Origin of the sequence: Sorangium sp. So ce124 (genome assembly GCF_051525235.1) — a bacterium.
In the GTDB taxonomy this organism is placed as follows: Bacteria; Myxococcota_A; Polyangia; order Polyangiales; family Polyangiaceae; genus Sorangium; species Sorangium atrum.
In genome coordinates this window covers 6,675,766-6,699,337 of the sequence record NZ_CP150312.1, presented here as the reverse complement: position 1 = coordinate 6,699,337, position 23,572 = coordinate 6,675,766, and the positions used below count along the sequence as shown (strand labels likewise).

The window sequence follows — 23,572 nt, the reverse complement described above, 5'->3', positions numbered from 1 at the left end:
GTGTTGGCAAAGGTGTGCAAAGCCGCTGGACGAAACGGCCCGCCGCGATCAGCTTGCCGGCCCTCATGCGCGACCACGGCACGCCACCCGCCCCCGATCTGCGCGCGGACGCTGTTGCACCCTCGTCCCCCTCGGCCCGCGGCGCGGGCGTCTGGTCCACGCTCCGCGACGCGGTCCGCGGCGGCGAGCACGACTTCACCACCGGCTCCATCGACCGCGCGATCGCCCTGCTCGCGATCCCGATGGTCATGGAGATGCTCATGGAGTCGCTCTTCGTCGTGGTCGACGTCTTCTGGGTCTCGCGGCTCGGGGCCGATGCCGTCGCCGCGGTCGGGCTCACGGAGTCGCTCCTCGCGATCGTCTACGCCATGGCGATGGGCCTCGCGGTCGCCGCGTCCGCCACGGTCGCGCGGCGGGTCGGCGAGGGGCGCCCCGAGGAGGCCGCCGCGATGGCGGGGCAGGCGATCGCGCTCGGCCTGCTCATCTCGCTGCCGATCTCGGCGGTCGGCGCGCTGCTCGCGTCGCGGCTGCTCGCGGTGATGGGGGCGACGCCCGGGGTGATCGCGACCGGCGCGCCGTTCGCCTCGATCATGCTGCTCGGCAACGCGTCGATCCTGATGCTGTTCGTCATCAACGCGATCTTCCGCGGGGCGGGCGACGCGGCGCTGTCGATGCGGGTGCTCTGGTTCTCGAACGCGCTGAACATGGCGCTCGGCCCGTGCTTCATCTTCGGCCTCGGTCCGTTCCCGGAGCTCGGCGTGGCCGGCGCGGCGGTCGGGACGACCCTTGGCCGCGGGGCCGGCGTCGTGCTGCAGGTCTTCTTCCTCACGCGCGGCAGCGGCCGGGTGAGGGTGCGAGCGCGGCACCTCGTCCCCGACCCGGGGGCGCTCGCGGCGCTGCTCCGGCTCTTCGCGAACGGCGCGTTGCAGAACGTCATCGGCACGGCGAGCTGGATCGGCATGGCGCGCATCCTCGCGCCCTTCGGGAGCGCGGCGCTCGCCGGCTACACGATCGGGATGCGCGTCATCGTGTTCGCGATCCTGCCGGCGTTCGGGCTCTCGAACGCCGCCGCGACCATGGTCGGGCAGAACCTTGGCGCGGGGCGCCCCGACCGGGCCGAGGCCGCCGTGTACCGCGCGGGCATCTGGACCACCGTCATGCTCGGCGCGGTGGGCGTCGTCTTCGCCGTGGGCGCGCGCGCCATCGTCGGCGCGTTCACGGACGAGGCCGAGGTGCTCCGGTTCGGCGCGCAGGCGCTGCGGATCGTCTCGTGCGGGTTCCTGTTCTACGGCTTCGGCATGGTGTTCACGCAGGCGTTCAACGGCGCCGGCGACACCTGGACGCCCACGCTGCTGAACTTCGCCTGCTTCTGGCTCTGGGAGATCCCGCTCGCCTGGGGCCTCTCGGAGGCCGCGGGGCTCGGCCCGGCGGGCGTGTTCGTCGCGATCGCGGTGGCGTTCTCGACGTTTGCCGTCGCGGGCGGGCTCGTGTTCCGCCGCGGCGCGTGGAAGCTTCGCCGCGTCTGAGGCGCGCGGATGCCGCGCCAAGCGGGGCGGCGCTACGCCGTGCCGATGCTGCCCTCCTCGAAGACGTCGCGGTGACGCATGCGAGCCGTCCGGACGGCCTGGATCACGAATCCCAGCGAACCCGGACGCCGGGGTAGCGGGAGACGAGCTCATCCTTGCTCACCAGCTCGGCGTTGTGCTCCATGGCCGTGGCGATGATCACCCGGTCAATCGGATCACGGTGCAGATCGGGCAAAGCTGCCGATTTGGCCGCAATCTGCGGAGTCAGGGGAAGCAGGACAAGGCCTGCTTGGTCGATCGCCTTCGTGAAGAAGTCCTCAACAGAGACCGGGAGCATCACGCGCCCCTTCTTTGCAAGCCAGGCGACCTCCAGGCAGGAGACCGACGCGATGCCGACGGGTCCAGGCTCATGCTCGATGAGCGCCTTCGTCTTCGAAGGAAGATCCGCTGTGGTGCCTTGGATCCACCAGAGCCAGGTATGCGTGTCGAGGACGATCACGCGTCGCTCACGCCCCAGTCAGGCTCATCGATGGCCGGGGTGACCACGTCGCCCAGGATCTGGAGCCCAGACAGCTCCGGAGGGGGTCGACGCACCGGAGTCGACAGCGGGGGCGGTTCTTCGAGCACCAGAAAGATCGCCTCGACCCGTGCGCGAGGAGGGAGGACCGGCATTTCCTTCAGCTTGCCTTGCTCGTCGGTCTCGAGCAGCGCTCGGTGAGCCTGCATGTATGGACGCTAGCACGGTCGCACGGGAGCGCCGATCCGCGGCGCCGCCTACCGCGCCGGCCGCGCGAGCCAGGCCTCGATGAGCTTCCTGGCGATGCTGAGCGGCGGCGGCAGGAGCGGCAGCGCGTCGCGGTGGAACCAGCGCGCGTCCTCCAGCTCGCGCGTGTCGACGCGGAGATCGCCGCCGGCGTAACGCGCGGTGAAGCCGACCATGATCTGGTGCGGGAAGGGCCAGGGCTGGCTGCCGAAATAGACGATATCGGCGGCGTCGACGCCCGTCTCCTCGTGGACCTCGCGCGCGACGCACGCCTCCAGCGTCTCGCCCGGCTCGACGAACCCGGCGACGAGGCCGTACATGCCCGCAGGGAACCGCGCCTGGCGCGTCATCAGGACGCGCGGGCCGTCCTCGACGAGCACGATCGTCGCCGGCGTGATCCTGGGGAAGTAGTTGCTCGCGCAGCGGACGCAGCGCTTCACGCGCTCGTCTTGCCCGGTCTCGAGCGCGGCGCCGCACGCCGCGCAGTACTGGTGCGCCTTGTCCCAGTGCTGCACCTGGTACGCCGTGCCCGCGATCTCGAACAGCTCCGGATCGATGCGCCCGTGGAGGCGCCGCAGCGAGACGTAGGCGTATCCCGCCGGCGCCGGCGCGCCCTGCGCGAGCTCCGCGGACCGGCAGGCGCGCCCGTCGAGCTCGCCGAGCGTCTGCGCGCGCGTGACGACGACGCCGAGGTCGGCGAGATCGGCCGCGATCGGGATGTCGAAGCGATCGCCGCCGTCGCCCGGCGCGCGGACGAGGAGGTCGTCGCCGTGGAACGCGAACCACGCGATCTCGGCGGGCGCCGAGCTCGGACGGCCGAGCCCGGCGCGGAAGCGGGAGGACGGCATGGCGTTACCTGGGGCAGAGCCGCGCGGGCTCCCCGTCGAGGCGTCGCTCGGGTGAGCCGATCGGCTGCATGCGCGGGAGCCTAGCGCCTCGATGGAGGGAGCGATACCGCGACGTCGCGGTGGGGGGAGGCGCGGGCGTCGCGCCGCGGGCTCACGCGGGGCCGGCGAGCGTCGCGGCCCAGGCGAGCGCGACGAACGCGACCTCGACGTCGTTCTTCTTGGGGACGAGGCGCTTCGTCTCGATGCCCTCGCTCGCGCGGAGGGGGAGCTGCTCCAGCGCCGCGAGCTCGGCGGCCTGCGCGGCGTGGAGATCCCGGAGCGCGGCGTCCGCCTCGGTCCATTCCTGCCGCGCGCGCTCGAGCTTCGCGGCGGCCTTGTCGCGCTGGGTCCCGGCGCGCCGGGCGGTGTCCCGGCCGGCGACGAGCCCGAGGAGCGCGGCGCCGACCGCGCCGGGGAGCGCGGCCATCTCGGCCTCGGCCTGGTCGTACCGCGCCTTTGCGGCGGCGATGCGCTCGCCGAGGCGCGCGATCCTGGGCGCGAACCGGCCGACGACCTGCTGCTGCTCGGCGGCGGCGAGCCGGGCCGCGGCGGCGCGGCAACGGGCGGCGAACGCCTCGAGGGGCTCGCCGTCGTCCTGCGCGAGCCCGAGCTCCTTGTGGACGGCCACGGCGGCCTCGGTCGTGCGGTAGGCGTGCTCGCGGAGCGCGCGCGCGGCGGCCTGCGCGGCGGCGCGCTTCGCGAGCGGGGCGGGCAGCTCGGCGAAGCGGGCGCCAGCGGCGGGCGCCGTGGCGAGCAGCGACGCGTCGAGCCGGGTGACGCGCGAGAGATCCGGCTTGCCATCGGGCAGGAGCGGGGCGGCGAGGAGCTGGCTCCGGTTGAGGGCGACGCCGAGCTTCGTGTCGCGCAGGTGGGCGATCACCGAGGCAGCCACCCAGGGGATGTAACGGAAGCCCTCCGGCGCGGCGGCAGGGGCGTGCGCGTAGAGGCTCCGCCAGCCATCGGGCGGCGGCGGGGGTGCCGTCGCTGCCGGGCGCGGCGGTGCCGGCGCGGGCGGAGCGGCGTCCGCACGAGCGGCACCTCTGCGCAGCGCGGGCTGCGGTGCGGAGGGCGTGTGGCGCGGGTCGAGGAGGACCGTCCCGCCCGGGCCCACCGGCGCGCGATGGGCTGGGCTCGACGGGCCGGGCGACGCGCGTCTCGGATCTGGATGTGCGAGCCTTGGATCGAGAGAATCGACTCTGGAATCTGGATGTATGGACCTAGAATCCAGAGAATCGACTCTGGGATCTGGATGTGCGGACCTCGAATCCAGAGAATCGACTCTGGGATCTGGATGTGTGGACCTCGAATCCAGAGAATCGACTCTGGAATCTGGATGTGCGGACCTCGGATCGAGAGAATCGCGTGTGGGCTTGGGCGCGGCGGGCGCCGGCTTGGGCGCTGCGGGTACAGGAGCAGGCGGGGGAGGGGAGATGCTCCGGACGAGGCGGCTCACCTCGCGCCGGGTGACCGGGCCGCGCAGCCACGACAGGCTGAAGCGCGTCTCGGCGAGGAACGACGGCGGCTGCATGTGGACGTCGCGCACGAAGAACGTGCGCGGGGGGAGCGCCTTCAGCGTGGCCGAGAGGGCCGCGGCCCCGACGCCGCCGGCGCCGCCGTCGGCCCCCGAGAGCCCCTCGACCACGCGCTCGCGGTCGGCGTCCGTCTGGAGCCGGCCGACGAACCACGCGCCGGCGTTCGAGAGGGCCTTGTAGTCGAGGTCCATCGGGTTCTGCGTGGCGAGGACGACGCCGACCCCGAAGGCGCGCGCCTGCTTCAGGAGCGCGAGCAGCGGCCGCTTCGTGGGCGGGTTCGCCGGGTGCGGGGGCAGAAAGCCGAAGACCTCGTCGAAGACGACGAGGGCGCGCAGGTCGCTCGTGCCGGAGAGGCCGCGCACCCACGAGAGCAGCTGATCGAACAGCAGCCCGAGGACGAGGAGCCGCTCGTCGTCGTCGAGGTGCGCGACGCTGACGATCACCGCCGGGGTCTTGCCGCCGCCGCTGCCGCTGCCGACCTGCGGCGCGAGCCACCCCGCGACGTCGAGCGGCGCGCCCTTGCGCCAGGTGGCGAACGTGGGCGAGGCGAGCAGGGTGTTGAGCTCGCGGGCGAGCGCCTGGCGCTCCTTGGGGGCGAAGAACTCGTCGACGCCGAGGGCGCCCACGGCGGCGATCGGCGGATCGGCCAGGTCCGCGAGCAGCTCCTCGAGCCCCGCGGCCCGCCGCGCGCGCAGCCGCCGCTCGGCGAGGTGCGCGAGCAGCACGTGCTCGCGGCTCCGCGCCGGATCCGGGTCGCGGCCGACGAGCCGGAGCAGGAGCGACAGCGAGGCCGAGAGCGCCTCGCGGGCGGCCTCCTCGTCCTCGTCCCAGAGCGGCGAGGGGGTCTCGAGCGCCGACAGCACGTGGACCGGCTCGCCGGCCGTGGTGCCCGGCGTCAGCAGGCGCGGGGCCATGCGGGCGCGGAGCGCGGCGACGTCGGCCGCCCCGAGCCCCGAGGAGGCGAGCCCGTCGCGCCACCGCGCCGCGAGCCCCTCGGCGACGTCGGCGGTCGAGCGGCCGTCGCGCGCGGCGGCGGACGGGTCGATCCACGGCTCGAACTCGGCCGCGGAGAGCTCCGGGAACGTGAAGAGCAGGTTGGGCAGGTCGCCCTTCACGTCGACCATGAGCACCGGGACGCCCGAGCGCAGCGCCTCCTCGACGAGGACCATGACGAGCCCCGTCTTGCCGCTGCCGGTCATGCCGACGACCACGCCGTGGGTCACGAGGTGGTGCGCCGGGAGCTCGAACGGGCGCGCGCCGGCGGCGCCGGGATCGCCCGAGAGCGGGCGGGAGCGGCCCAGGGTGAAGGGGCGGGTCGGCATGAGGGCGGGCTCGTGCCATGGCGAGCGGGCTGTCGCAATGCTGGAGGGGGACGCGCGGCGACGCTTGGCGAGCGTGCAGGGCGGGGAGTCTCCGGATCCATGAGGCACAGGCTGCATGGGATCGTTCTCCGCATCCCAGACGCGCTGGGGCTCGCCCTCGACTCCCGCGTCTTTCTGTTTCGACACGATCGATCCGGTGTTCCCATCGACCTCCTCTCGATGGAAGCCCCGCCATTCGAGGAGTCGCGGTCGCCCCTCGTGCTATCGTCGCTGCATGTCGCGCCGCCCGCTGTGGGAAACGCTCTTCCAGCGCTTCGACCCGGAGCAGCCCGCGGAGCAGCCCGCGTGGCGGGCCCACCGGCCGCTCAGCCCGGCAGACGCCATCGGCAAGGCGCTCGATCGCCCGTTCGGCGTCCCGCGCGTCCTCCTGACGGGCACGGTCGGTACAGGAAAGACCACGGAGCTCCTCCGGATCGCGCAGGCCCGTGCGCACAAGGAGTTCGTCGTCTTCCTGGACCTGGCGCGGCACTTCGACGACGTCGTCGGGGATCTCGCCGCCCTCCAGCAGGTCAGCCCCTGGGAGGTCTGCTTCCTCGCCGGCCTCGCGCTCCTCCGCAGCGCCGAGGAGCGGCTGGCCTTCGCGTTTCCAGAGAGCCACGTGCGCGATCTCGGGAAAGCGTGGGCCGCGCTCGCCAAGGCGTCAGGTGAGGTCGACAAGGAGCCCGAACTCGACGTGGCGAAGCTCGCCAAATCCATGGTGCTCCTCGCGTCGAACGCCGCGTCAGCCGCGGCCGGGCCGGTGGGCGCGGCGGTCGGAACGGGCCTGAGCGCCCTCGCGTCGGTCGCCGACGCGGGCAAGTGGTCACTCCCGTTCGGCCTCGACAAGCGCGCCTTGCCGGACCAGGACAGCCAGGTTCAGACCCTGCTCCGATGCGTCAACGTGCTCATCGGCCTCGTGCAGCAACGCGCCACCAAGGTGCTGCTCATCATCGATGGCCTCGACAGGATCGAGGCGTTCGACCGCGCCAAAGCGCTGTTCCTCGACTCGCAGCTCATCGGGCAGCTCTCCTGTCGCACGGTGGTGTGCGGGCCCTTCGCGCTCCGCCGCGACGGCGCCATCGTCAACGTGCGCGGCTTCTCCGACGTCCCGCCGCTCGTGAACGTCCCTGTGCTCTCGCAGGTCGACCCGTCGAAGCCGGGGGTGGGCGTGTCCTTCCTATGCGACCTGTACGCCCGCCGCGTCGCGGATCTCGGCGTTGAAGGGCTCGTCCCGCAGCCCCTCCTCGAACGGATGGCCTACTACTCGGGGGGTCGCGCCAGGGAGTTCGTCGTCTTCGTACGCCGACTATCGGAGTTCGCCTGGGATGAAGGCGCCGACGTCGCCGCCGCCGCCCTGGTCGACCGGGTGCTCGACGAACGGCGTCGCCGGCGCGAGACAGGGCTGCACCGCGGCCACATCCGCCTCCTCGAGGCGGTTGCAGCCGACCCGGATCACCGGCTGCCAGAGGACGAGCTCGCCTACAAGCTCCTGACCTACGGGGCGCTTCTCCCCTACCCGGATGGGTCCGAATGGTACTACCCGCACCCGCTCCTGACGATCAACCTCGTCCACGTCAAGCCGACTGGATCGAGCAGATAAAGCGCGGGCTGCGGCTTAGCCGGGCAGGGATCCTCCTTCATGTGGATGACGCCCGGATGGAGCGGCTCGGAGAGCTCGTGCGCGCCCTCGTCTCGGATCACCCGGAGATGGATGTCCACACGGACGTCCGCGACGCGGAGACGGTCCCGGAGGGGAGCGTCATGGTGGTCGTGCCGAAGCCGGAGGACGCGGAGTGGCTCAACCTGAGGCGCCCCCTGTTCGCCCGGCGCGCGCTGAAGGTGGTCCTCTTCTGTGATCGGGAGACCACCATCGCGCTCGCGCAGCGGGCCGTTGACTTCTTCGACTGGGTCTCGCAGCACCACGAGTGTCCGTCTGCTCCCGTGCCGCATGCGGTCTCGGGGCTCCGTGGCGCAGCGGAGGCCAAGGCGCCGGGAGTCCTATGGATGCGCGCGGGCGACCTGGCCGATACCGGGCGCATGTGGGCCGCGTTCTCGGCGGCGTTTCCGGGAGACACGCTGCGCTGGGTGTCGGCGGAGCATCCGCAACGCTATGAGAAGCTCATTGACGACATCCGGGCTGCAGGCTCGGCCTGGATCGCCTGCCATGTCGACGGGAGCACCGAGCTCCGTCGCCTCCGCTGGGCCCTGGCGGAGGCGGGCAGGCGATCACCGGTGATCGCGCTCGCTCCGCCGCTCGCCTGTCCTGGCTGGTGGGCCATCCACGATCGGCTCACGCCGCTCGCGGATGCGCGCCGGTCGCTGGAGGGCGCGCAGGCCACGCGCCCCGGCTGCGTCGCCGCGCTGTCGAACCTGGAGCCCGAAGCCGTGGAGCTCGCGCGGGCGCTGTCGGCGCACGGGCTGACTCACCCCGACTTCGTTGCGCTCCTCAAGGAGGCTCCTGATCCGGGCGCTGCGCTCGCGGCACGAGCGCTCCAGGCCGGCCTGATCGATCGCGACCGCGTAGCCCAAGGCGACGCGCCCGCGCCGGCCCTCCGGGCGCTCTCGCAGGCTCCGGACGTGCGAAAGCGTCGCTCCGACCAGATCGCGTCGGTCCGCGAGGCGCTCGCGAAACGAGAGGACGTATCCGACGAGGCGGTCGGCCTGTGGGCCGCGACGGTCATCGCGCCTCCGCGGGTCAAGATCGGGCCAGGTCGGCTCGACGCGGCCACGTTAGGTTACGTGATGGAGTCCCAGCTGCGTCGACGCCTGAGCGCGGCGGGGTGGGCGGAGCTCGCCGGCCCCGCGCTCGATCTGGGTGAGACGGGGGCGGCGGGCCTCTGGGCCCAGCGCTCCATCGATAGAGCCGTGTTTCCGGATGGCGCGCTCGTCGACGTCGGAGCCCGGCTCGCTGCGATGAACGACTGGCGCGGCATTTACATCAACGGGAGGCTCGCCAGCGCCTCCAGGCCCCAGCTAACTGCTCCCGCGGCGCTCTGTGGGCTCTTGTCCATCTTCCCGATCTACATGGCGCTTTCAACCGGGCTGGAGCCCTGGGACAGGCTCAAGGCCTTCGCCGTGGGCGCAGGCGGCTTGAGCATGTCGCTCTATCACCTCGTCAGACGCCGCCTCCTCGCGCGCGCGCTCGCGGAGCGGTCGATGGACGCGCTGACCGCGATGACCCGAAGCGTCGAGGCTGCGATCGAGCTCGGTGCGCAAGGCCAGCCCGCGCTCGCTGTGCCCGCGCTGAAGGAGGCGCGCGATGCGGTTCGAGGCAAGCTCGGCGAGAGACATCCTCTCTACCGGAGGTTGCTGGCGTATCTCGCCATGAACGCCGCTGCCGCTGGCGCGAAGGGAGAGGCGCTCTATTTCCTGGAAGAGGCCCTCAGCCTCCAGGATCGGACCATCGGGTTCGACGATCCGTGGTTCGCGGAGCTCATCGCGGTGCTCGCTGACGTGCTCACCCATCAGGGGAGCCCCGTGGAATCCGAGGTGCTCTTGCACAAGCTGCTTGGTCCCGAGGGGGCAAGTCCAATGGAAGAGCGCGTGACCGCGCTGCCGCAGGCCATGCTCGCGGGCCTTTCCGATCGCAAGTCGCGCGAGCTCGTGGAGATCTTCCTGGCCCGACCGGACTCTCGCCGCGAGCTCGCGCCGGAGGTCAAGAGCCGCGCGTTGCGCCACCTCGCCGAGGCGCTGTCGGCGCAGGGGCGATACGAGGAGGCCGAACACGCCGCGGAGATCGCGCTGGAGCGCGCGTCGCACGGCCTTCCCACGCAGAACCCGGAGCGATGGCGCGCGCTCGTCGCCCTCGGACAGGTCCTTTCGCTCCAGCGCAGAGACGACGACGCGGAGCAGGCGATCGAGCAGGCGGCGCACCTCGTGCGGGCGGCCGTCGGCGAACGGCACATCGATGTTGCGCGCACCTTGCGGGAGCTCGCACGAATCAAGGCGCGCCGGCATGATCCCGCTGCTGCCAGCGTCGCACAGGAGGCGCTGGCGGCGTATGCGGCGATCCCGTGCGGCGACGACGAGCGGGACGCCGCACACAAGGAGCTCATTCGCATCAGCGAGCAGGGCGGCGACCCCGGCGGCGCGAGCTCGGCTCTCTCCCGGAAAGACGGTGATCGTCTGGAGTAGAAGGTGCGCCGCTCGCTCCCGCGACGCCCGCGACCGCGGCGACCTCGTTCCGCTGCCCCCGCATTCTGTCGCCCCCACCCCCGACGCCCCGCATCTTCGCGTCAAAAAAGGTGGGAGCGCGGCTATAGTGTGCCCATGGAGGTCGGGCCATCGGAACCGGATGCCCCCGCGTCGACGGCGGGCATCCCAGCGATAGGCGAGGTCTTCGCGCAGAAATACCGCCTGGAGCGCAGCCTCGGCCGGGGCGCCATGGGCGTCATCTTCGCCGCCGAGCACGTCTCGCTGCGCCAGCGCGTGGCCGTCAAATTCCTCCTCCCCCGCGCGATGACGCTGCCCGGCGCGAGCGCCCGCTTCCTGCGCGAGGCGCGCGCCGCGGCGGCGATCCGCAGCGAGCACGTCGCCCGCGTCATCGACGTCGGCACGGCCGACCGCGGCGTCCCCTACCTCGTCATGGAGTACCTGCGCGGCCGCGATCTCCAGCGGGAGATCGAGGCCCGCGGCCCATTGCCCGTGTCCGAGGCGGTCGATTACGTGATCCAGGGCTGCGAGGCCATCGCGGAGGCGCACGCGCGCGGCATCGTCCACCGGGACCTCAAGCCGGGGAACCTCTTCCTCACGACCGGCGCGACCGGCGCGCCCATCGTCAAGGTGCTCGATTTCGGCCTCTCCAAGTCGGCCGGCGCCGAGGACGACGGCAAGCTCACGGCGTCGGAGATGATGCTCGGCTCCCCCTGCTACATGTCGCCCGAGCAGGTGCGGTGCTCGAAGGACGTCGACGAGCGCACCGACATCTGGTCGCTCGGCGTCATCCTCTACCAGCTCCTGACGGCGCGGTTTCCCTTCGAGGTGTCCAGGATCTCGGCGCTCTTCGTCGCCATCGCGATGCAGGCGCCCACGCCGCCGCGGGTGCACCGGATGGAGCTGCCGGCCCGGCTCGAGGACCTCATCCTGCGCTGCCTCGAGAAAGAGCCGGAGGTGCGCGTCCAGACCGTGGCGGATCTGGCGCGAGAGCTCGCGCCGTTCGGCACGGAGCACTCCGCCCGCGCCCTGGCGCAGATCGAGGCGATCGCCCGGGGTAAGGCCTTTCCGTCGTCCCGGCCCCTCGGGCCCTCGGGCGACGGCGTCGCGAGCACGCTCCCCGCCGCGGCCAACGACGGCCCGGGCGCGTCGTCGACCCTGCCGGACGCCGACAAGGGGGCGGGAGCCGGGGCAGGTCCCTGCTCGACGGCGCTCGCGCCCGGCGGCGACCACGTGACCACCCTGCCCAGCCAGGGCGCCGCGGCGGCGACCTCGTCCAGCGCCGACGCCTCGTCCAGCGGCGAGCGTCGCACGCTCCCCCTCGTGGCCGCCGGCGAGCGACCCACGCTCGCGCTGGCGCGGAGCACCGGCCCCACGACCCCGGCGCAGGACAGCAGGCCCACGCTGAGGATGGCGCGGAACGACCGGTCCTCTCCCGGGGGAAGCTCCGAGGACGGCCCCACGCTGACGATGCCCCGAAGCGACATCCTCGCGCTGACGATGGCGCAAGGCAGCGGTTCCGTGCTGGCGACGCCGCAGGGCAGCGGTGCCGCGCTGAAGATGGCGCAGGACATCGGCCCCGCGCCGGCGACGGCGCAGGACAGCGGTGCCACGCTGAAGACGGCGCAGGACAGCGGCATCGCGCTGAAGTCGGCTCCCGAAGAAGGTCCCACGCTGACGATGGCGCGCGAGGAAGGCCCCACGCTGACGATGGCGCGCGAGGAAGGTCCCACGCTGAAGTTGGCGCGTGAGGAAGGCCCCACGCTGACCATGGCGCGCGACGACTCCCCCACGCTGACGATGGCGCGCAAGCCCGGGGCGACGCCGCGGCAGCTCGGTGCGGGCAAGCGGGCGGTGCCGCTGACCCAGCCGGACGGGAAGGAGATCGCCGGGAGCCCGCGCGAAGGGACCGAACGCCGCCGCGATAGGTGGAGCTCCCGCGCGTTCCGCTGGCGCCGCAACGCGGGCGCGTGGATCGCGGCCGCCGCAGCTCTCCTCGGCGCCGTGGCGCTCGGCGCGGCGCGGTGGACAGCGAGCTCGAACGCGCCGGTGGCCGGCAGCTCGCCGGCGGGCCAGGACGCGCCGATGGCCCCCGCGAGCACGGCCGGCCCCGCTCCGTTCAGCGCGCCCCTGCCAGCGCCCTCCGGCGTCGCGCGCGCGCCGGCCCCGGAAGCGCCCTCGCAACCTGCGGATCCGGCCGGGGCCGACGCGCCCTCCACGTGGGCCGGCGACACCGCCGCCACGACGCCCGATCCCGCAGCGGTCCCCGAGCACCGCTCGCAGGGGGTCCGGCCTCCCAAGGTGCGGCGGCCCGGCACCCTCGCGCCCCCGCGCCCGGGGCCCGTATCGCCAGAGCGCGGCGCGTACGGCGGCGGGGCCGAGGACGTGTACGAGGGCCTGGAGCCGATCCGCGACAAGCGGTAGACCGGCCCCGCGCTCCCCGCGCGGGTCGGCCTCGCCGGACCGGGCGGACCGCAGGGACAGGCATCATGGCGAAGAAGAAGCTCTCGGCCCGCGCCGCCCGGCGCGAAAGCGATCGCACGTCGGCGAAGCTCACCCGCGATGTCGAGCGGCTCGCGCTGCTCGAGCCGGGCCACACCCCCGGCCGCGCCATCGCCCTCGACGCGGCCTCGCAGGTCGAGGTGGCCGCCCGGTCGATCCCGTGCCCGCGCTGCCGCGGCGCCTTCCGCGTGGAAGACCACACGGCCGAGACGCTCGACGGCGTCCGCCTCCGCGTCGCGAAGGTCGCCTGCAGCGCGTGCGGCGCACGCCGATCGCTCTACTTCCGCCTCGGCGCCGCCTCGCTCAACTGAGCTCGTCGATGGGGGATCAGTACCGCGGGACGCTCTCGTCGATGTGGATCGACCACGCATCGATGCCGCCCTGGAGCGAGGCGACGCGCTCGTGTCCGAGCTTCTCGAGGAGGGCGGCGGCCGAGAGGCTCCGGACGCCATGGTGGCAGTAGGCGACGACCAGCGCGCCCTCGCCGGGCGCCACCTCGTCGGCCCGCTCGACGAGCTCGTTCAGCGGGATCAGCGTGCTGCCCGGCAGCGCGGCGATGTCGTGCTCGCCGGGCGTGCGCACGTCGAGGAGGTACACGGGCTCGCCCGCCTTCAGCTTCAGAAAGAGCTCTTTCACGGAAATCTGTTGGACCATGGCCCTGCTCGCCATCCCGCCAGGGGCGGCGCCGTAAAGGCTTCTACCTAATCGAAGGAGCGCCCCCGGAGCAACCGCCGCTCATCGGCTCGTCCGATCCGTCGGGTTCGTCGGCTGCATCGGATTCGTCGAATCCGTCGGTTCCGTCGGTTCCGTCGGTTCCGTCGGATTCGTCCGATTCGTTCGATCCTTGGTGAGCGCCGCGATCACCCCGACGAGCTCCGCCGGATCCAGGGGCTTGGCGACGTGCGCCTGGTACCCGACGCCGAGCGCCCGCGCCTTGTCCTCGGCCCGCGCCAGCGCGCTGAGCGCGACGGCCGGCGTCGCCCCGCCGCGCGCCTCGCCGAGGCCCCGCACCCTGCGGATGAGCTGGAAGCCGTCCTCGCCCGGCATCCCGAGGTCACTGACGAGGACGTCGGGCCGCTCCTGCGAGAGGATGACCAGCGCCTCGGCGGCCGATCCCGCGGTCGTGACCGTCGCCTCGCACTCCTCCAGCACGCGCTGGGCGACCTCGCGCGCGTCGGGCTGGTCGTCGACCACCAGCACCCGCAGGCCGGCGAGCGACGCGCCCGGGTAGTCGGCCAGCGCCTCGACGCACGCCTCGCTGGGGCGCGCCGCCGCGTCCGGCGCCTCCTGCGAGACGCCGGCGAGCGGCAGCCTCACGGTGAAGGTCGCGCCCAGATGCTCGCCGCGGCTCGCGACCTCCACGGTGCCGCCGTGCAGCTCGACCAGGTGCTTGACGATCGAGAGCCCGATGCCGAGCCCGCCGTGCTTCCTCGTCGAGGACGCGTCCGCCTGCCGGAAGCGCTCGAACAGGTGGGGGAGGAACTGCGGGGCGATGCCCATCCCGGTGTCGGTCACCGACAGCGCGGCGTGCGCGCCCGCGCGCCGCAGCGCGACGTCGATCCGCCCGCCGGGGGGCGTGAACTTCACGGCGTTCGACAGGAGGTTCCAGACGACCTGGTGGATCCGCGCGGGGTCCCCCCTCAGCGAGCTCGCCTCGGGGTCGATGCTCGAGGCGACAGCGATCTCCTTCGTCTCGGCCGCGAGCTGGATCGCCTCGAGCGCGCTCCGGATGACCGACGGCAGGTCGACCGGCTGCACGTCGAGCCGCAGCTTCCCCGAGACGATCCGGCTCATGTCGAGCAGCTCGGACACCATGTCGGCCTGGAGCCGCGCGTTGCGCTCGATGACCTCGAGCCCCCGCGCGAGCGTCGGCGGCTCGGGCACCCGGCCCCGCAGGATGCGCGCCCAGCCCAGGATGGCGTTGATGGGCGAGCGCAGCTCGTGCGAGAGCGTCGCGACGAAGTCGTCCTTGACCCGGCTGACGCGCTCCGCCTCGTCGCGCGCGGCGCGCTCGCTGTCGAGGAGCTTCTGGCGCTCTTCCTCGGCCAGCCACTCCGCGGTGACGTCCTCGGTGATCCCCATGAACGAGTCCACGGCGCCGCTCGGCCCGAGCTCGGGGATGACCCGGGCGCGGAATCTCCGCTCGCCGATGCTGAACTCCATCCGCTGCGGTCTGATCGTCGCGAGCACCTCGCGGCACGCGGCCTCGCTCATCTCGACAACGTCGGGCGGGAGCCCGTTCTCGCGGGGCGTCTTGCCGAGGTAGTGCTCCGGCGGGAACCCCATCACCGTCACCGAGGTGGGCGACATGAAGGTGCAGCGCAGGCCGCGATCCAGGCGGTAGATCACGTCGGGCGAGTTCGCCATCAGCGACGCGAGCTCCCGCTCGCGAGCGCGGAGCTCGTCCTCCAGGCGCTCGCGCTCGGCGAGGACCCGCTGCGCCTCGTCGAGCGCCGCGAGGAGGCGGCCCTCGCTCTCGCGCAGCGCCTCCTCCGTGCGCTTGAGCCGGCTGACGTCCAGACAGAGGCCGATCCAGGCGGTGATCTTGCCTTGCTCGTCGCGGACCGGGACGCCTCGATTGAGGATGGGGTGGACGGCGCCGTCAGGGCCGAGGTACCGGAGCTCCTCCTCGAACGGCTCACCCGTCTGCACGCACCGCTCGAAGATCGCCACCTTGTGCCGATCCTCGGGGTGGAGCGTCTCGATCCACCCGTGCTTCGAGCACTGCTCTTGCATCATCCCGGCCATCCTGAGGAATGCGTTGCTGGCGTAGACGTTTCGCCCCTCGGCGTCGCTGACCCAGACGCCATAATCGATGGATTCGCCGATGGCGCGGAAGATCTGTTCGCACCTCCGGACCGCCGCCTCCGATTGCCGGAGCTCCGTCATGTCGAGCACGATCGCGAAGCCGGCCTCCTCGTACCGCTCCCCGGGCAGCAGACAGCCGCTCACCAGCATCTTGAGGCGCGTGCCGTCGCGCAGCACATAGGTCCTCTCGAAGGGCGTGAACGCCCACCTGCTCGACCGCAGCTCCGCCAGGGCGCGGTCGCCGGCGGCGCGATCCTCCGGCGACATGTCGGCATCCCAGCGGACCAGGCCGGCCGTGACCTCTTCCCGCGTGTGGCCCACGAGCTTCAGATAGGCGTCGTTCGCCTCGACGATGCGTCCGTCATGCGTCCAGAAGGCCATCGGGGCCATGTCGCTGTAGAAGATGTTCCGCAGCCTGGCCTCGCTCTCCGCCAGCGCCTGCTCCGCGGCGAGCGCCCGCTCCTCCGCGTTCCTTGGCTCGGTGATGTCCTCGACGAGCACCACCGCGCGATACGGCCTCTGCCGGACGTCACGGACGAAGACGCCGGTCACGTGGAGCCAGCGGACGCCGCCGTCCTTGCAGCGGCAGCGCATCTCGAACGTGAGGTCCTCCTCGTCCGCTTCGAGGAGCGAGCGCCACGCCGCGAGCGAGCCCGTGCGGTCTTCCGGCAGGGCGAGATCCGACAGCTTCTTCTGGCGAAGCTCGTCCTCCGAGTACCCCAGCAGCAGGCAAAGCGATCTGCTGACGCGCAGGATCCGCCCGCTCGACGCGTCGATCTGCGCGGTCCCCCTGCTGGGCGATCGCGTCGCCCAGACTGGCTGTCCGGCCCTCTCCCCCATCCCCGCCCGTCCCGATCCTCCATGCACCGGCCCGATCGGCCGTGTGTGCATGGTGTTCCCTCCTGCTGTTTCGTCCGGCCACGCTATCACGATCGCGTGACGCTGCGGGCGGCATGGCGACGCGATCGCCTCCGTCCTCTGCTCGTCCGGATCGCCTGGACGGAGCCTGCTGCGCCTGCTCCGTCTCTTCCGTCTGCCGTGTCTGTCGCGCCGGCGCGTCAGCGGTGTCGGTTCCGCCCGCTGCGTCGCTCCCGTTCCGACGGCGCGTCGTCGGCGATCCGACCTGGACATGGAGGAGTTTGCTTGCATTCGCGCTGAAACCAGGCTTCTGCATGGATGCGCCCGCGCCCGCGGGCGCGCGCCCGACAGCCGCCATGGATCAAGCCACCGCTCCGCTCCTCGCTCGCCTCCCGCCGTCACCTCACGACTTCACGGCCGACGACCTGCTGAACGGCTTCCTCGACTACGTCGCCGAGCGGGGGCTCGAGCTCTACCCGGCGCAGGAGGAGGCCATCCTCGAGATCTTCGGCGGCAAGAACGTGATCCTCAATACGCCGACCGGCTCGGGCAAGTCGCTCGTCGCGGCCGCCATGCACTTCAAGGCGATCGCGGAGGGGATGAAGTCGTACTACACGTGCCCGATCAAGGCGCTCGTCAGCGAGAAGTTCTTCTCGCTCTGCAACGACTTCGGCCCCGAGAACGTGGGCATGTTGACGGGCGACGCGGCCGTGAACCGCGACGCGCCCATCATCTGCTGCACGGCGGAGATCCTCGCGAACATCGCGCTCCGCGAGGGCGAGAAGGCGCTCTGCGACTACGTGATCATGGACGAGTTCCACTACTACTCGGATCGCGATCGCGGCGCGGCCTGGCAGATCCCGCTGCTCACGCTGCCGCAGGCGAGGTTCCTGCTCATGAGCGCCACGCTCGGAGGCACCGAGTTCTTCCAGGAGGAGATCACGCGCCTGACGGGCGAGCAGACGGCCGTGGTCAAGTCGACCGTGCGCCCGGTGCCGCTCGACTTCGAGTACCGCGAGACGCCGCTCCACGAGACCGTCGCGACCCTCGTGAAGAGCGGCAAGGCGCCGATCTACATCGTGAGCTTCACGCAGCGGGGCTGCGCCGAGGAGGCGCAGAACCTGATGAGCCAGGACTACTGCACCAAGGAGGAGAAGCGGGCGATCACCGCCGCCCTCGCGGGCGCAGGGCCGGGGTCCGCGTTCGGGGGCCCCTTCAAGTTCTCGAGCCCCTACGGCCGCGAGGTGCAGCGCTTCGTCAGGCACGGGATCGGGCTCCACCACGCGGGGCTCTTGCCGAAATACAGGCTGCTCGTCGAGAAGCTGGCTCAGCAGGGGCACCTCAAGATCATCTGCGGCACGGACACGCTCGGCGTCGGCGTCAACATCCCGATCCGAACGGTGCTGTTCACGAAGCTCTGCAAGTTCGACGGCGAGAAGACGGCCATCCTGAGCGTGCGTGACTTCCAGCAGATCAGCGGCCGGGCCGGCCGGAAAGGGTTCGACACGCAGGGGAGCGTCGTCGCCCAGGCGCCGGAGCACGTCATCGAGAACATGAGGCTCGAGGCGAAGGCGGGGAACGACCCGGCCAAGCGGCGGAAGATCGTCAGGAAGAAGCCGCCGGAGAAGGGCTATGTGCACTGGGACCGGCAGACGTTCGAGAAGCTGATCCAGTCGCCGCCCGAGCCGCTCGTGTCCCGGTTCCAGGTCACGCACGGCATGCTCGTCAACGTGCTCGGGCGCGAGGAGGGCGGCTGTCAGGCGCTGAAGCGGCTCATCCGCAGCACCCATGATCGGCCGGCGGTCCGGCGCCAGCACGGGAGGACGGCGATGCTCCTCTTCCGCTCGCTCGTGGAGGCGCGCATCATCGAGTTCGTCCCCAGGGAAGACGGGCCGGGCAAGCGCATCCGCATCAACGCGGATCTCCAGGAAGACTTCTCCCTGAACCACGCGCTCTCGCTCTACGTCCTCGAGACGGTGGGCAAGCTGGATCCCGACAGCGGCACGTATCCGCTCGATCTCTTGACGCTCGTGGAGTCCATCCTCGAGAACCCCGATCTCATCCTGCAAAAGCAGCTCGATCGGCTGAAGACAGAGAAGCTCGCGGAGCTGAAGGCGGCGGGCGTGGAGTACGAGCAGCGGATGGAGGAGCTCGAGAAGCTCGATTATCCGAGGCCGAACCGCGAGTTCATCTACGGGACCTTCAACGACTTCGCGCGGCGGCACCCCTGGGTAGGGCAGGAGAACATCCGTCCGAAGGGCGTGGCGCGCGAGATGTACGAGCAATACCTGTCGTTCAGCGAGTATATCCGGGAGTACAACCTGGAGCGGGCGGAGGGGCTGCTCCTCAGGTACGTCTCCGAGGTGTACAAGGCGCTCGTCCAGACGGTGCCCGAGTACGCGAAGGACAGCGACACCATCGACATGATCGCCTATTTCCGGGCGCTCATCCGGGGCGTGGACTCGAGCCTGCTCGACGAGTGGGAGCGGCTGCGCGACCCGTCGTTCCAGCCGCGCTCGGCGGCCCCGGGCGGCGCCGGGGAGCCGGCCGCGTTCGACGTCACGCGGAACGTCAAGGACTTCACGGTGCTCGTGAGGAACGAGCTCTTCTTCTTCCTGCGCGCGCTGGCCCGCCGCGACTACGAGGTCGCCTCCGAGATGGTGGAGGGGGAGGAGGCGCCCTGGACGGCGGAGCGGCTGGACGAGGCGCTCCGGGGTTATTACGCGGAGCACGCCGCGATTCGCACCGATCCGGCGGCCCGGAGCCCGAGCAACACGATCATCCACCCCGCCGAGGACGGCGGCTCCTGGGTGGTCCAGCAGATCATCGCCGATCCCGAGGACCACAACGACTGGATGCTCGACTGCAAGGTGGATATCGATCGCTCGCGCGACGCGGGGCGGCCGGTCATCGTGCTCCGGCGCATCGCGAGCTGAGGGCGCGCTCCCTCGCCAGAGCACCGATCGCGTTGAAACCCGGAGAATTTTCACAGGGAGGCGGGGAGGCGGGGAGGAAGAAAAAATGAATTTCTTCCTCTTGCCGTCTCTCGCTCCCCGCCTCCCCGTCTCCCTGTGAACTCCTGCTTTTTCTCGTGGTTTCAACCCGTTTGTCGCTCTACGGCTCGACTCGAGTGCCCTTGAGCCGGTAGCCCACGCCGGGCTCGGTGATCAGGATCTGCGGTCGCGCCGGGTCGCGCTCCAGCTTGTGCCGGAGCTGCGCCATGTAGACGCGCAGATAGTGTGTCTGCCCCGCGTAGGCAGGGCCCCACACCTCACCGAGGAGCTGGCGATGAGTCAGCACCTTCCCGGCGTGTCGGATCAGCGTCGTGAGCAGCTTGTACTCGATGGGCGTCAGGTGGATCTCCTCGCCGCCCCGCAGCACGACCCGGCGCGCGAGATCGACGTCGACGTCCTGCACCTTGAAGGTCGAGCTCTCCGCCTTCGCCCCGTGCGCCGCGTGGGCGGCGTGGCGCAGGGCCACGCGCAGCCGCGCCAGGAGCTCGCCCGCGCTGAACGGCTTGGTCAGGTAATCGTCGGCGCCGCCGTCCAGCGCGTCGATCTTGTCCTGCTCCTGGCCGCGGGCCGATAGCACGATGATCGGGACAGCGCTCCACTCCCGGAGCCGCCGGGTCACCTCCAGGCCATCCATGTCAGGGAGCCCGAGATCGAGGAGCACGAGATCCGGATTGCGCGTCGTCGCCTGGGCGATGCCCTCGGCGCCCGTCTCCGTCTCCACGAGCCGGTAGCCGCGGGCCGCCAGCATCGCGCGCAAGAACCGGCGCATCTGCGGCTCGTCCTCGATCAGCAGCACGAGAGGAGACGCTTCCGCCATCGCCCACCCACGATATCAAGCGCCGGCGGCCGCCGGCAGCTCCGGGGCGGCGAGGTTCGGCGGGCGGCCCTCGATGGGCAACGTCACGCGGAAGACCGCGCCCCCATGAGGCCGATCCTCGGCCGTGATCTGTCCGCCGTGCGCGGCCACGATGCCGCGGCAGATGGTGAGGCCGAGGCCGAGGCCGCGCTGCGTCTGGCCGCGGCCTCGGTGGAATTTCTCGAAGATGGTCTCCTCCTCGCCGGGCGGCAGGCCTGGACCGCGATCCATGATCTCGAGCATCGCCGTGCTCCGCTCGGTGAACCCCCGGATCCCGATCGGGCTGCCGGCCGGCGAGTACTTGAGCGCGTTCTCGAGCAGGTTGATGAGCACCTGCTCCATCAGCACGCCATCCATCGGGACGAGCTCCGTGGCCCGGTCGAGCTCGATCGAGACCTCCCGGCCTTCCAGGCGCTCCTCGACCCGGTTCAGCGCTGCCCCCACGATCTCCTCGAGCGGCAGCCACTCCTTCTTCACCGCGAGCGCGCCGGACTCCAGGCGCGTCATGTCGAGCAGGTTGCGCACGAGGCGCTCGAGCCGCTGCGCCTCCTCCAGCACGGTCTGCGTCAGGTCGCGCCGGGCCGCCGGGTCGAGCGCGGCCCCCTCGTCGAGCAGCGCGCCCGCGACGCCGGTGATCGTGGCGAGCGGCGTGCGCAGATCGTGCGAGACCGAGCTCAGGAGGGCGTTGCGGAGCTCCTCCGCCTGGGCGTGGAGCTGCGCGCGCTGGGCCTGCCGCGCGAGCAGGGCGCGCTCCAGCGCGAGCGACGTCTGCGTGGCGAAGGCGCCGAGCAGCTCGCGCCGGCCCAGGTCGAGGGACTGCCACGACCCGCGCGGCCGGACGCTGAGGACGCCGATCGGCCCGGAGGACCCCTGGAGCGGCAGGTGCATCGCGCCCGCGCTCGGGAGCGTGTCGGTCCCGGCCCCCGCGACCTTGCCGCGCGCATACGCCCACTCCGCGACCGCCCGCTCCTGCTCGCCGGCGACGACGCCCTCCGCCGTCCCGGCGCAGACGGCGAGGCGGCCGTCGGGGCCGGGCAGGAGGACGGCCGCATCGGCCTCGAAGACGTCGCGCACGTGGCGCGCCGCCGCGAGGCTGAGCTTGTCGGTCTCGCGCAGGGCGGTCAGCTCCCTGCTCATCGCGTAGAGCGCCGCGGTGCGCTGCTCGCGCTGGCCGGCGCTCTCGGCGTCGCGGCGGATGCGCACGGTGAGGCCGGCGATGATCAGCGCCACGAGCAGCATGATCGCGAACGTGACGAGGTACCGGAGATCGCTGACGACGAAGGTCAGGTACGGCTTGACGAAGAAGAAATCGAAGGCCGCGACGCCGAGCACCGACGCGAGCACCGAGGGGCCTCGCCCGAAGCGGCTCGCGACGAAGACCACCCCGAGCAGGTACACCATGATGAGGTTCGCCAGGTCGGAGAGCGGGTGCATGACCCACGAGACCAGCGTGCAGAGCGCCACGACGCCCGCGCTGAGGGCGTAGGCCAGCGGCGCGACGCGGCGCCGCTCCGGCGACCCGACCTCGGGCCGCTGCGCCTCCGCCGTCCCCTGGATGACGTAGACGTCGATGTCGCCGCTCTGGCGCACGAGATCGTCGAGCAGCGAGCCGTAGACGAAGTCCTTCCAGCGAGGGTGGGTCGGCTTGCCGACGACGATCTTGCTGACGTTGTGCTGCCTGGCGTACCGCAGGACCTCGCCGGCGACCTGAGCGCCGTGGAGCTGGACCGTTGTGGCGCCGAGGCGCTCGGCGAGCGCGAGGTTCCGGTCGACCCGCCCGCGGTCGGCCTGGGAGAGCCGCGCCTGCGCAGGCGTCTGCACGGTGACCGCGTGCCAATCCGCCTTCAGGCTGCCGGCCATCCGCCGCGTCGCCCGGATGAGGCGCGCCGACATGGGGCTCGGCCCCACGCAGACGACGATCCGCTCGGCGACGGCCCACGTCTTCTGGATGCCGTGGGCGCGCATGTAGCCGCGCATCTGATCGTCGACGCGCTCGGCGGTGCGCCGCAGGGCGAGCTCGCGCAGGGCGATCAGGTTGCCCTTGCGGAAGAAGTTGCTCGCCGCGCGCTCGATCTGCTCCGAGAGGTAGACCTTGCCCTCGCGCAGCCGCTCGAGGAGGTCGTCCGGCGGGAGGTCGATGAGCTCGATCTCGTCGGCGCGCTCGATCATCGAGTCGGGCACCGTCTCCCGGACCACGACGCCCGTCACCTGGGCCACCACGTCGTTCAGGCTCTCGATGTGCTGGACGTTGACGGTTGTGTAGACGTCGATCCCCGCGTCGAGGAGGTCGATGACGTCCTGCCAGCGCTTCGGGTGCCTGAGCCCCGGCGCGTTCGTGTGCGCGAGCTCGTCGACGAGGAGGAGCTTCGGGCGGCGCTCCAGCGCGGCCTCGAGGTCGAAGTCGCGCAGCGTCCTGCCGCGGTGCTCGACCTCGATCGCCGGCAGGCGCGGCAGCGGCGGAGGCCCGCCGAGGAGCGCCTCCGTCTCGGCGCGCCCGTGCGTCTCGACCCACCCGACGACGACGTCGACCGCTTCCGCGTGGAGCGACCGCGCCGCCGCCAGCATCGCGTACGTCTTGCCGACGCCGGGCGCGGCGCCGAAGAAGATCTTGAGCTTGCCCTTCCCCTCGCGCTCCTCCTCCTCGCGGGCCGCGGCGAGCAGCGCCTCGGGATCCGGCCGGTCGTCGCGTGCGTCCGCCACCGCTCGCGCTCTCCTCAGCGGGCGCCGTCGAGGGCGAGGTTCAGGAGGAGCACGTTCACGTGGGGCTCGCCGAGGAGCCCGAGCCAGCGCCCCTCCGTGTGCCGCGCGACGAGCCGGCGAACCTCGTCGTCTCCCAGGCTCCGCGCGCGCGCCACGCGCCGCACCTGGTACTCCGCCGCCGCGGGGCTGATGTGCGGATCGAGGCCGCTGCCGGAGGCGGTCACCAGGTCGACGGGCACCGGCGCGGCGGCCTCCGGATCCGCGGCGCGGAGCGCCTCGATCCTGGCCTTGACCGCCTCGACCAGGGCAGGGTTCGTGGGCCCGAGGTTGCTCCCGGCAGAGGCCTGCCCGGCGTAGGGGACGGGGCTCGTCGCCGAGGGGCGGCCCCAGAAGTAGCGCGGGTCGTGCGAGTCGTGGAATGCCTGGCCGAGCAGGCTCGATCCGACAACGCGGCCGCCCTGGAGCACGAGGCTGCCGTTCGCCTGGTGCGGGAACGCGGCCTGCGCGACGGCGGTCGAGAGCAGCGGGTAGGCGAACCCCGTGAGGCCGGTGAGGACGAGGAGGAGGACGAGGGCGGGTCGCAGGTGCGCGAGCATGGCGTTCTTTCCTTGAG

General features: G+C 71.9%; 15 protein-coding genes. 6 read left to right on the top strand and 9 right to left on the bottom strand.

Features of this window, described 5'->3' with window-relative positions:
- Window positions 1-65 precede the first annotated feature (65 nt).
- Window positions 66-1,526, top strand: coding sequence for an MATE family efflux transporter (locus WMF19_RS24965; RefSeq protein ID WP_437901422.1), 1,461 nt, complete (start codon window positions 66-68; stop codon window positions 1,524-1,526).
- 103 nt (window positions 1,527-1,629) lie between these two features.
- On the opposite strand, the gene WMF19_RS24960 is transcribed toward WMF19_RS24965, so the two are convergent.
- The 4 genes from WMF19_RS24960 to WMF19_RS24945 form a co-directional block, all read right to left on the bottom strand.
- Window positions 1,630-2,025: a type II toxin-antitoxin system VapC family toxin gene (locus WMF19_RS24960; RefSeq protein ID WP_437901421.1), complete on the bottom strand. Its 396-nt coding sequence runs from the start codon at window positions 2,023-2,025 to the stop codon at window positions 1,630-1,632.
- Entirely contained in the window at window positions 2,022-2,252 is a 231-nt protein-coding gene (locus WMF19_RS24955; RefSeq protein ID WP_437331027.1) for a hypothetical protein, read from the bottom strand. The genes WMF19_RS24960 and WMF19_RS24955 overlap by 4 nt, the downstream gene beginning before the upstream one ends.
- A 48-nt stretch (window positions 2,253-2,300) precedes the next feature.
- Window positions 2,301-3,137 carry an NAD(+) diphosphatase gene (gene nudC, locus WMF19_RS24950; RefSeq protein WP_437901420.1) on the bottom strand — a complete coding sequence of 279 codons (837 nt, stop codon included), beginning with the start codon at window positions 3,135-3,137 and terminating at the stop codon, window positions 2,301-2,303.
- A gap of 151 nt (window positions 3,138-3,288) precedes the next feature.
- Window positions 3,289-6,030, bottom strand: a complete 2,742-nt coding sequence (locus tag WMF19_RS24945; protein WP_437901419.1) for an ATP-binding protein — start codon at window positions 6,028-6,030, stop codon at window positions 3,289-3,291.
- Window positions 6,031-6,304: 274 nt separating this feature from the next.
- Between WMF19_RS24945 and WMF19_RS24940 the strand changes: the two genes are divergently transcribed.
- The 4 genes from WMF19_RS24940 (at window position 6,305) to WMF19_RS24925 (ending at window position 13,034) form a co-directional block, all read left to right on the top strand.
- A complete protein-coding gene (locus WMF19_RS24940) occupies window positions 6,305-7,669 on the top strand; it encodes a hypothetical protein (protein WP_437901418.1) in 1,365 nt (454 codons plus the stop codon).
- A 56-nt stretch (window positions 7,670-7,725) separates the two neighbouring features.
- A complete protein-coding gene (locus tag WMF19_RS24935; RefSeq protein ID WP_437901417.1) occupies window positions 7,726-10,203 on the top strand; it encodes a tetratricopeptide repeat protein in 2,478 nt (825 codons plus the stop codon).
- A 135-nt stretch (window positions 10,204-10,338) separates the two neighbouring features.
- Window positions 10,339-12,645, top strand: a complete 2,307-nt coding sequence (locus WMF19_RS24930) for a protein kinase domain-containing protein (protein WP_437901416.1) — start codon at window positions 10,339-10,341, stop codon at window positions 12,643-12,645.
- 65 nt (window positions 12,646-12,710) lie between these two features.
- A complete protein-coding gene (locus tag WMF19_RS24925) occupies window positions 12,711-13,034 on the top strand; it encodes a hypothetical protein (protein ID WP_437901415.1) in 324 nt (107 codons plus the stop codon).
- Window positions 13,035-13,050: 16 nt separating this feature from the next.
- Here the strand turns inward: WMF19_RS24925 and WMF19_RS24920 are convergent, their stop codons facing one another.
- Together WMF19_RS24920 and WMF19_RS24915 are read right to left on the bottom strand one after the other, a co-directional pair.
- Window positions 13,051-13,377, bottom strand: a complete 327-nt coding sequence (locus tag WMF19_RS24920; protein ID WP_272093246.1) for a rhodanese-like domain-containing protein — start codon at window positions 13,375-13,377, stop codon at window positions 13,051-13,053.
- An 81-nt stretch (window positions 13,378-13,458) separates the two neighbouring features.
- Window positions 13,459-16,422, bottom strand: coding sequence for a PAS domain S-box protein (locus WMF19_RS24915; RefSeq protein ID WP_437901414.1), 2,964 nt, complete (start codon window positions 16,420-16,422; stop codon window positions 13,459-13,461).
- 323 nt (window positions 16,423-16,745) lie between these two features.
- On the opposite strand from WMF19_RS24915, the gene WMF19_RS24910 reads away from it, so the two are divergent.
- Complete coding sequence (locus tag WMF19_RS24910; protein ID WP_437901413.1) at window positions 16,746-19,325, top strand: DEAD/DEAH box helicase; 2,580 nt, start codon at window positions 16,746-16,748, stop codon at window positions 19,323-19,325.
- 178 nt (window positions 19,326-19,503) lie between these two features.
- Here WMF19_RS24910 and WMF19_RS24905 read toward each other — a convergent pair whose 3' ends face one another.
- The 3 genes from WMF19_RS24905 to kdpC are packed head-to-tail and all read right to left on the bottom strand — an operon-like array spanning window position 19,504 to window position 23,555.
- A complete protein-coding gene (locus tag WMF19_RS24905) occupies window positions 19,504-20,220 on the bottom strand; it encodes a response regulator (RefSeq protein WP_437901412.1) in 717 nt (238 codons plus the stop codon).
- Window positions 20,221-20,235: 15 nt separating this feature from the next.
- Window positions 20,236-22,959 carry a DUF4118 domain-containing protein gene (locus tag WMF19_RS24900; protein ID WP_437901411.1) on the bottom strand — a complete coding sequence of 908 codons (2,724 nt, stop codon included), beginning with the start codon at window positions 22,957-22,959 and terminating at the stop codon, window positions 20,236-20,238.
- Between the two features lie 14 nt (window positions 22,960-22,973).
- Window positions 22,974-23,555 carry a potassium-transporting ATPase subunit KdpC gene (gene kdpC, locus WMF19_RS24895; RefSeq protein ID WP_437901410.1) on the bottom strand — a complete coding sequence of 194 codons (582 nt, stop codon included), beginning with the start codon at window positions 23,553-23,555 and terminating at the stop codon, window positions 22,974-22,976.
- Window positions 23,556-23,572 lie beyond the last annotated feature (17 nt).

What these genes read in the sequence shown, in the direction of transcription:
- WMF19_RS24965 (WP_437901422.1), top strand. Translation starts at nt 66, where the DNA reads ATGCGCGACCACGGCACGCCACCCGCCCCCGATCTGCGCGCGGACGCT.
- WMF19_RS24955 (WP_437331027.1), bottom strand. Translation starts at nt 2,252, where the DNA reads ATGCAGGCTCACCGAGCGCTGCTCGAGACCGACGAGCAAGGCAAGCTG.
- nudC (WP_437901420.1), bottom strand. Translation starts at nt 3,137, where the DNA reads ATGCCGTCCTCCCGCTTCCGCGCCGGGCTCGGCCGTCCGAGCTCGGCG.
- WMF19_RS24945 (WP_437901419.1), bottom strand. Translation starts at nt 6,030, where the DNA reads ATGCCGACCCGCCCCTTCACCCTGGGCCGCTCCCGCCCGCTCTCGGGC.
- WMF19_RS24940 (WP_437901418.1), top strand. Translation starts at nt 6,305, where the DNA reads ATGTCGCGCCGCCCGCTGTGGGAAACGCTCTTCCAGCGCTTCGACCCG.
- WMF19_RS24935 (WP_437901417.1), top strand. Translation starts at nt 7,726, where the DNA reads ATGGAGCGGCTCGGAGAGCTCGTGCGCGCCCTCGTCTCGGATCACCCG.
- WMF19_RS24930 (WP_437901416.1), top strand. Translation starts at nt 10,339, where the DNA reads ATGGAGGTCGGGCCATCGGAACCGGATGCCCCCGCGTCGACGGCGGGC.
- WMF19_RS24925 (WP_437901415.1), top strand. Translation starts at nt 12,711, where the DNA reads ATGGCGAAGAAGAAGCTCTCGGCCCGCGCCGCCCGGCGCGAAAGCGAT.
- WMF19_RS24920 (WP_272093246.1), bottom strand. Translation starts at nt 13,377, where the DNA reads ATGGTCCAACAGATTTCCGTGAAAGAGCTCTTTCTGAAGCTGAAGGCG.
- WMF19_RS24915 (WP_437901414.1), bottom strand. Translation starts at nt 16,422, where the DNA reads ATGCACACACGGCCGATCGGGCCGGTGCATGGAGGATCGGGACGGGCG.
- WMF19_RS24910 (WP_437901413.1), top strand. Translation starts at nt 16,746, where the DNA reads ATGGATCAAGCCACCGCTCCGCTCCTCGCTCGCCTCCCGCCGTCACCT.
- WMF19_RS24905 (WP_437901412.1), bottom strand. Translation starts at nt 20,220, where the DNA reads ATGGCGGAAGCGTCTCCTCTCGTGCTGCTGATCGAGGACGAGCCGCAG.
- kdpC (WP_437901410.1), bottom strand. Translation starts at nt 23,555, where the DNA reads ATGCTCGCGCACCTGCGACCCGCCCTCGTCCTCCTCCTCGTCCTCACC.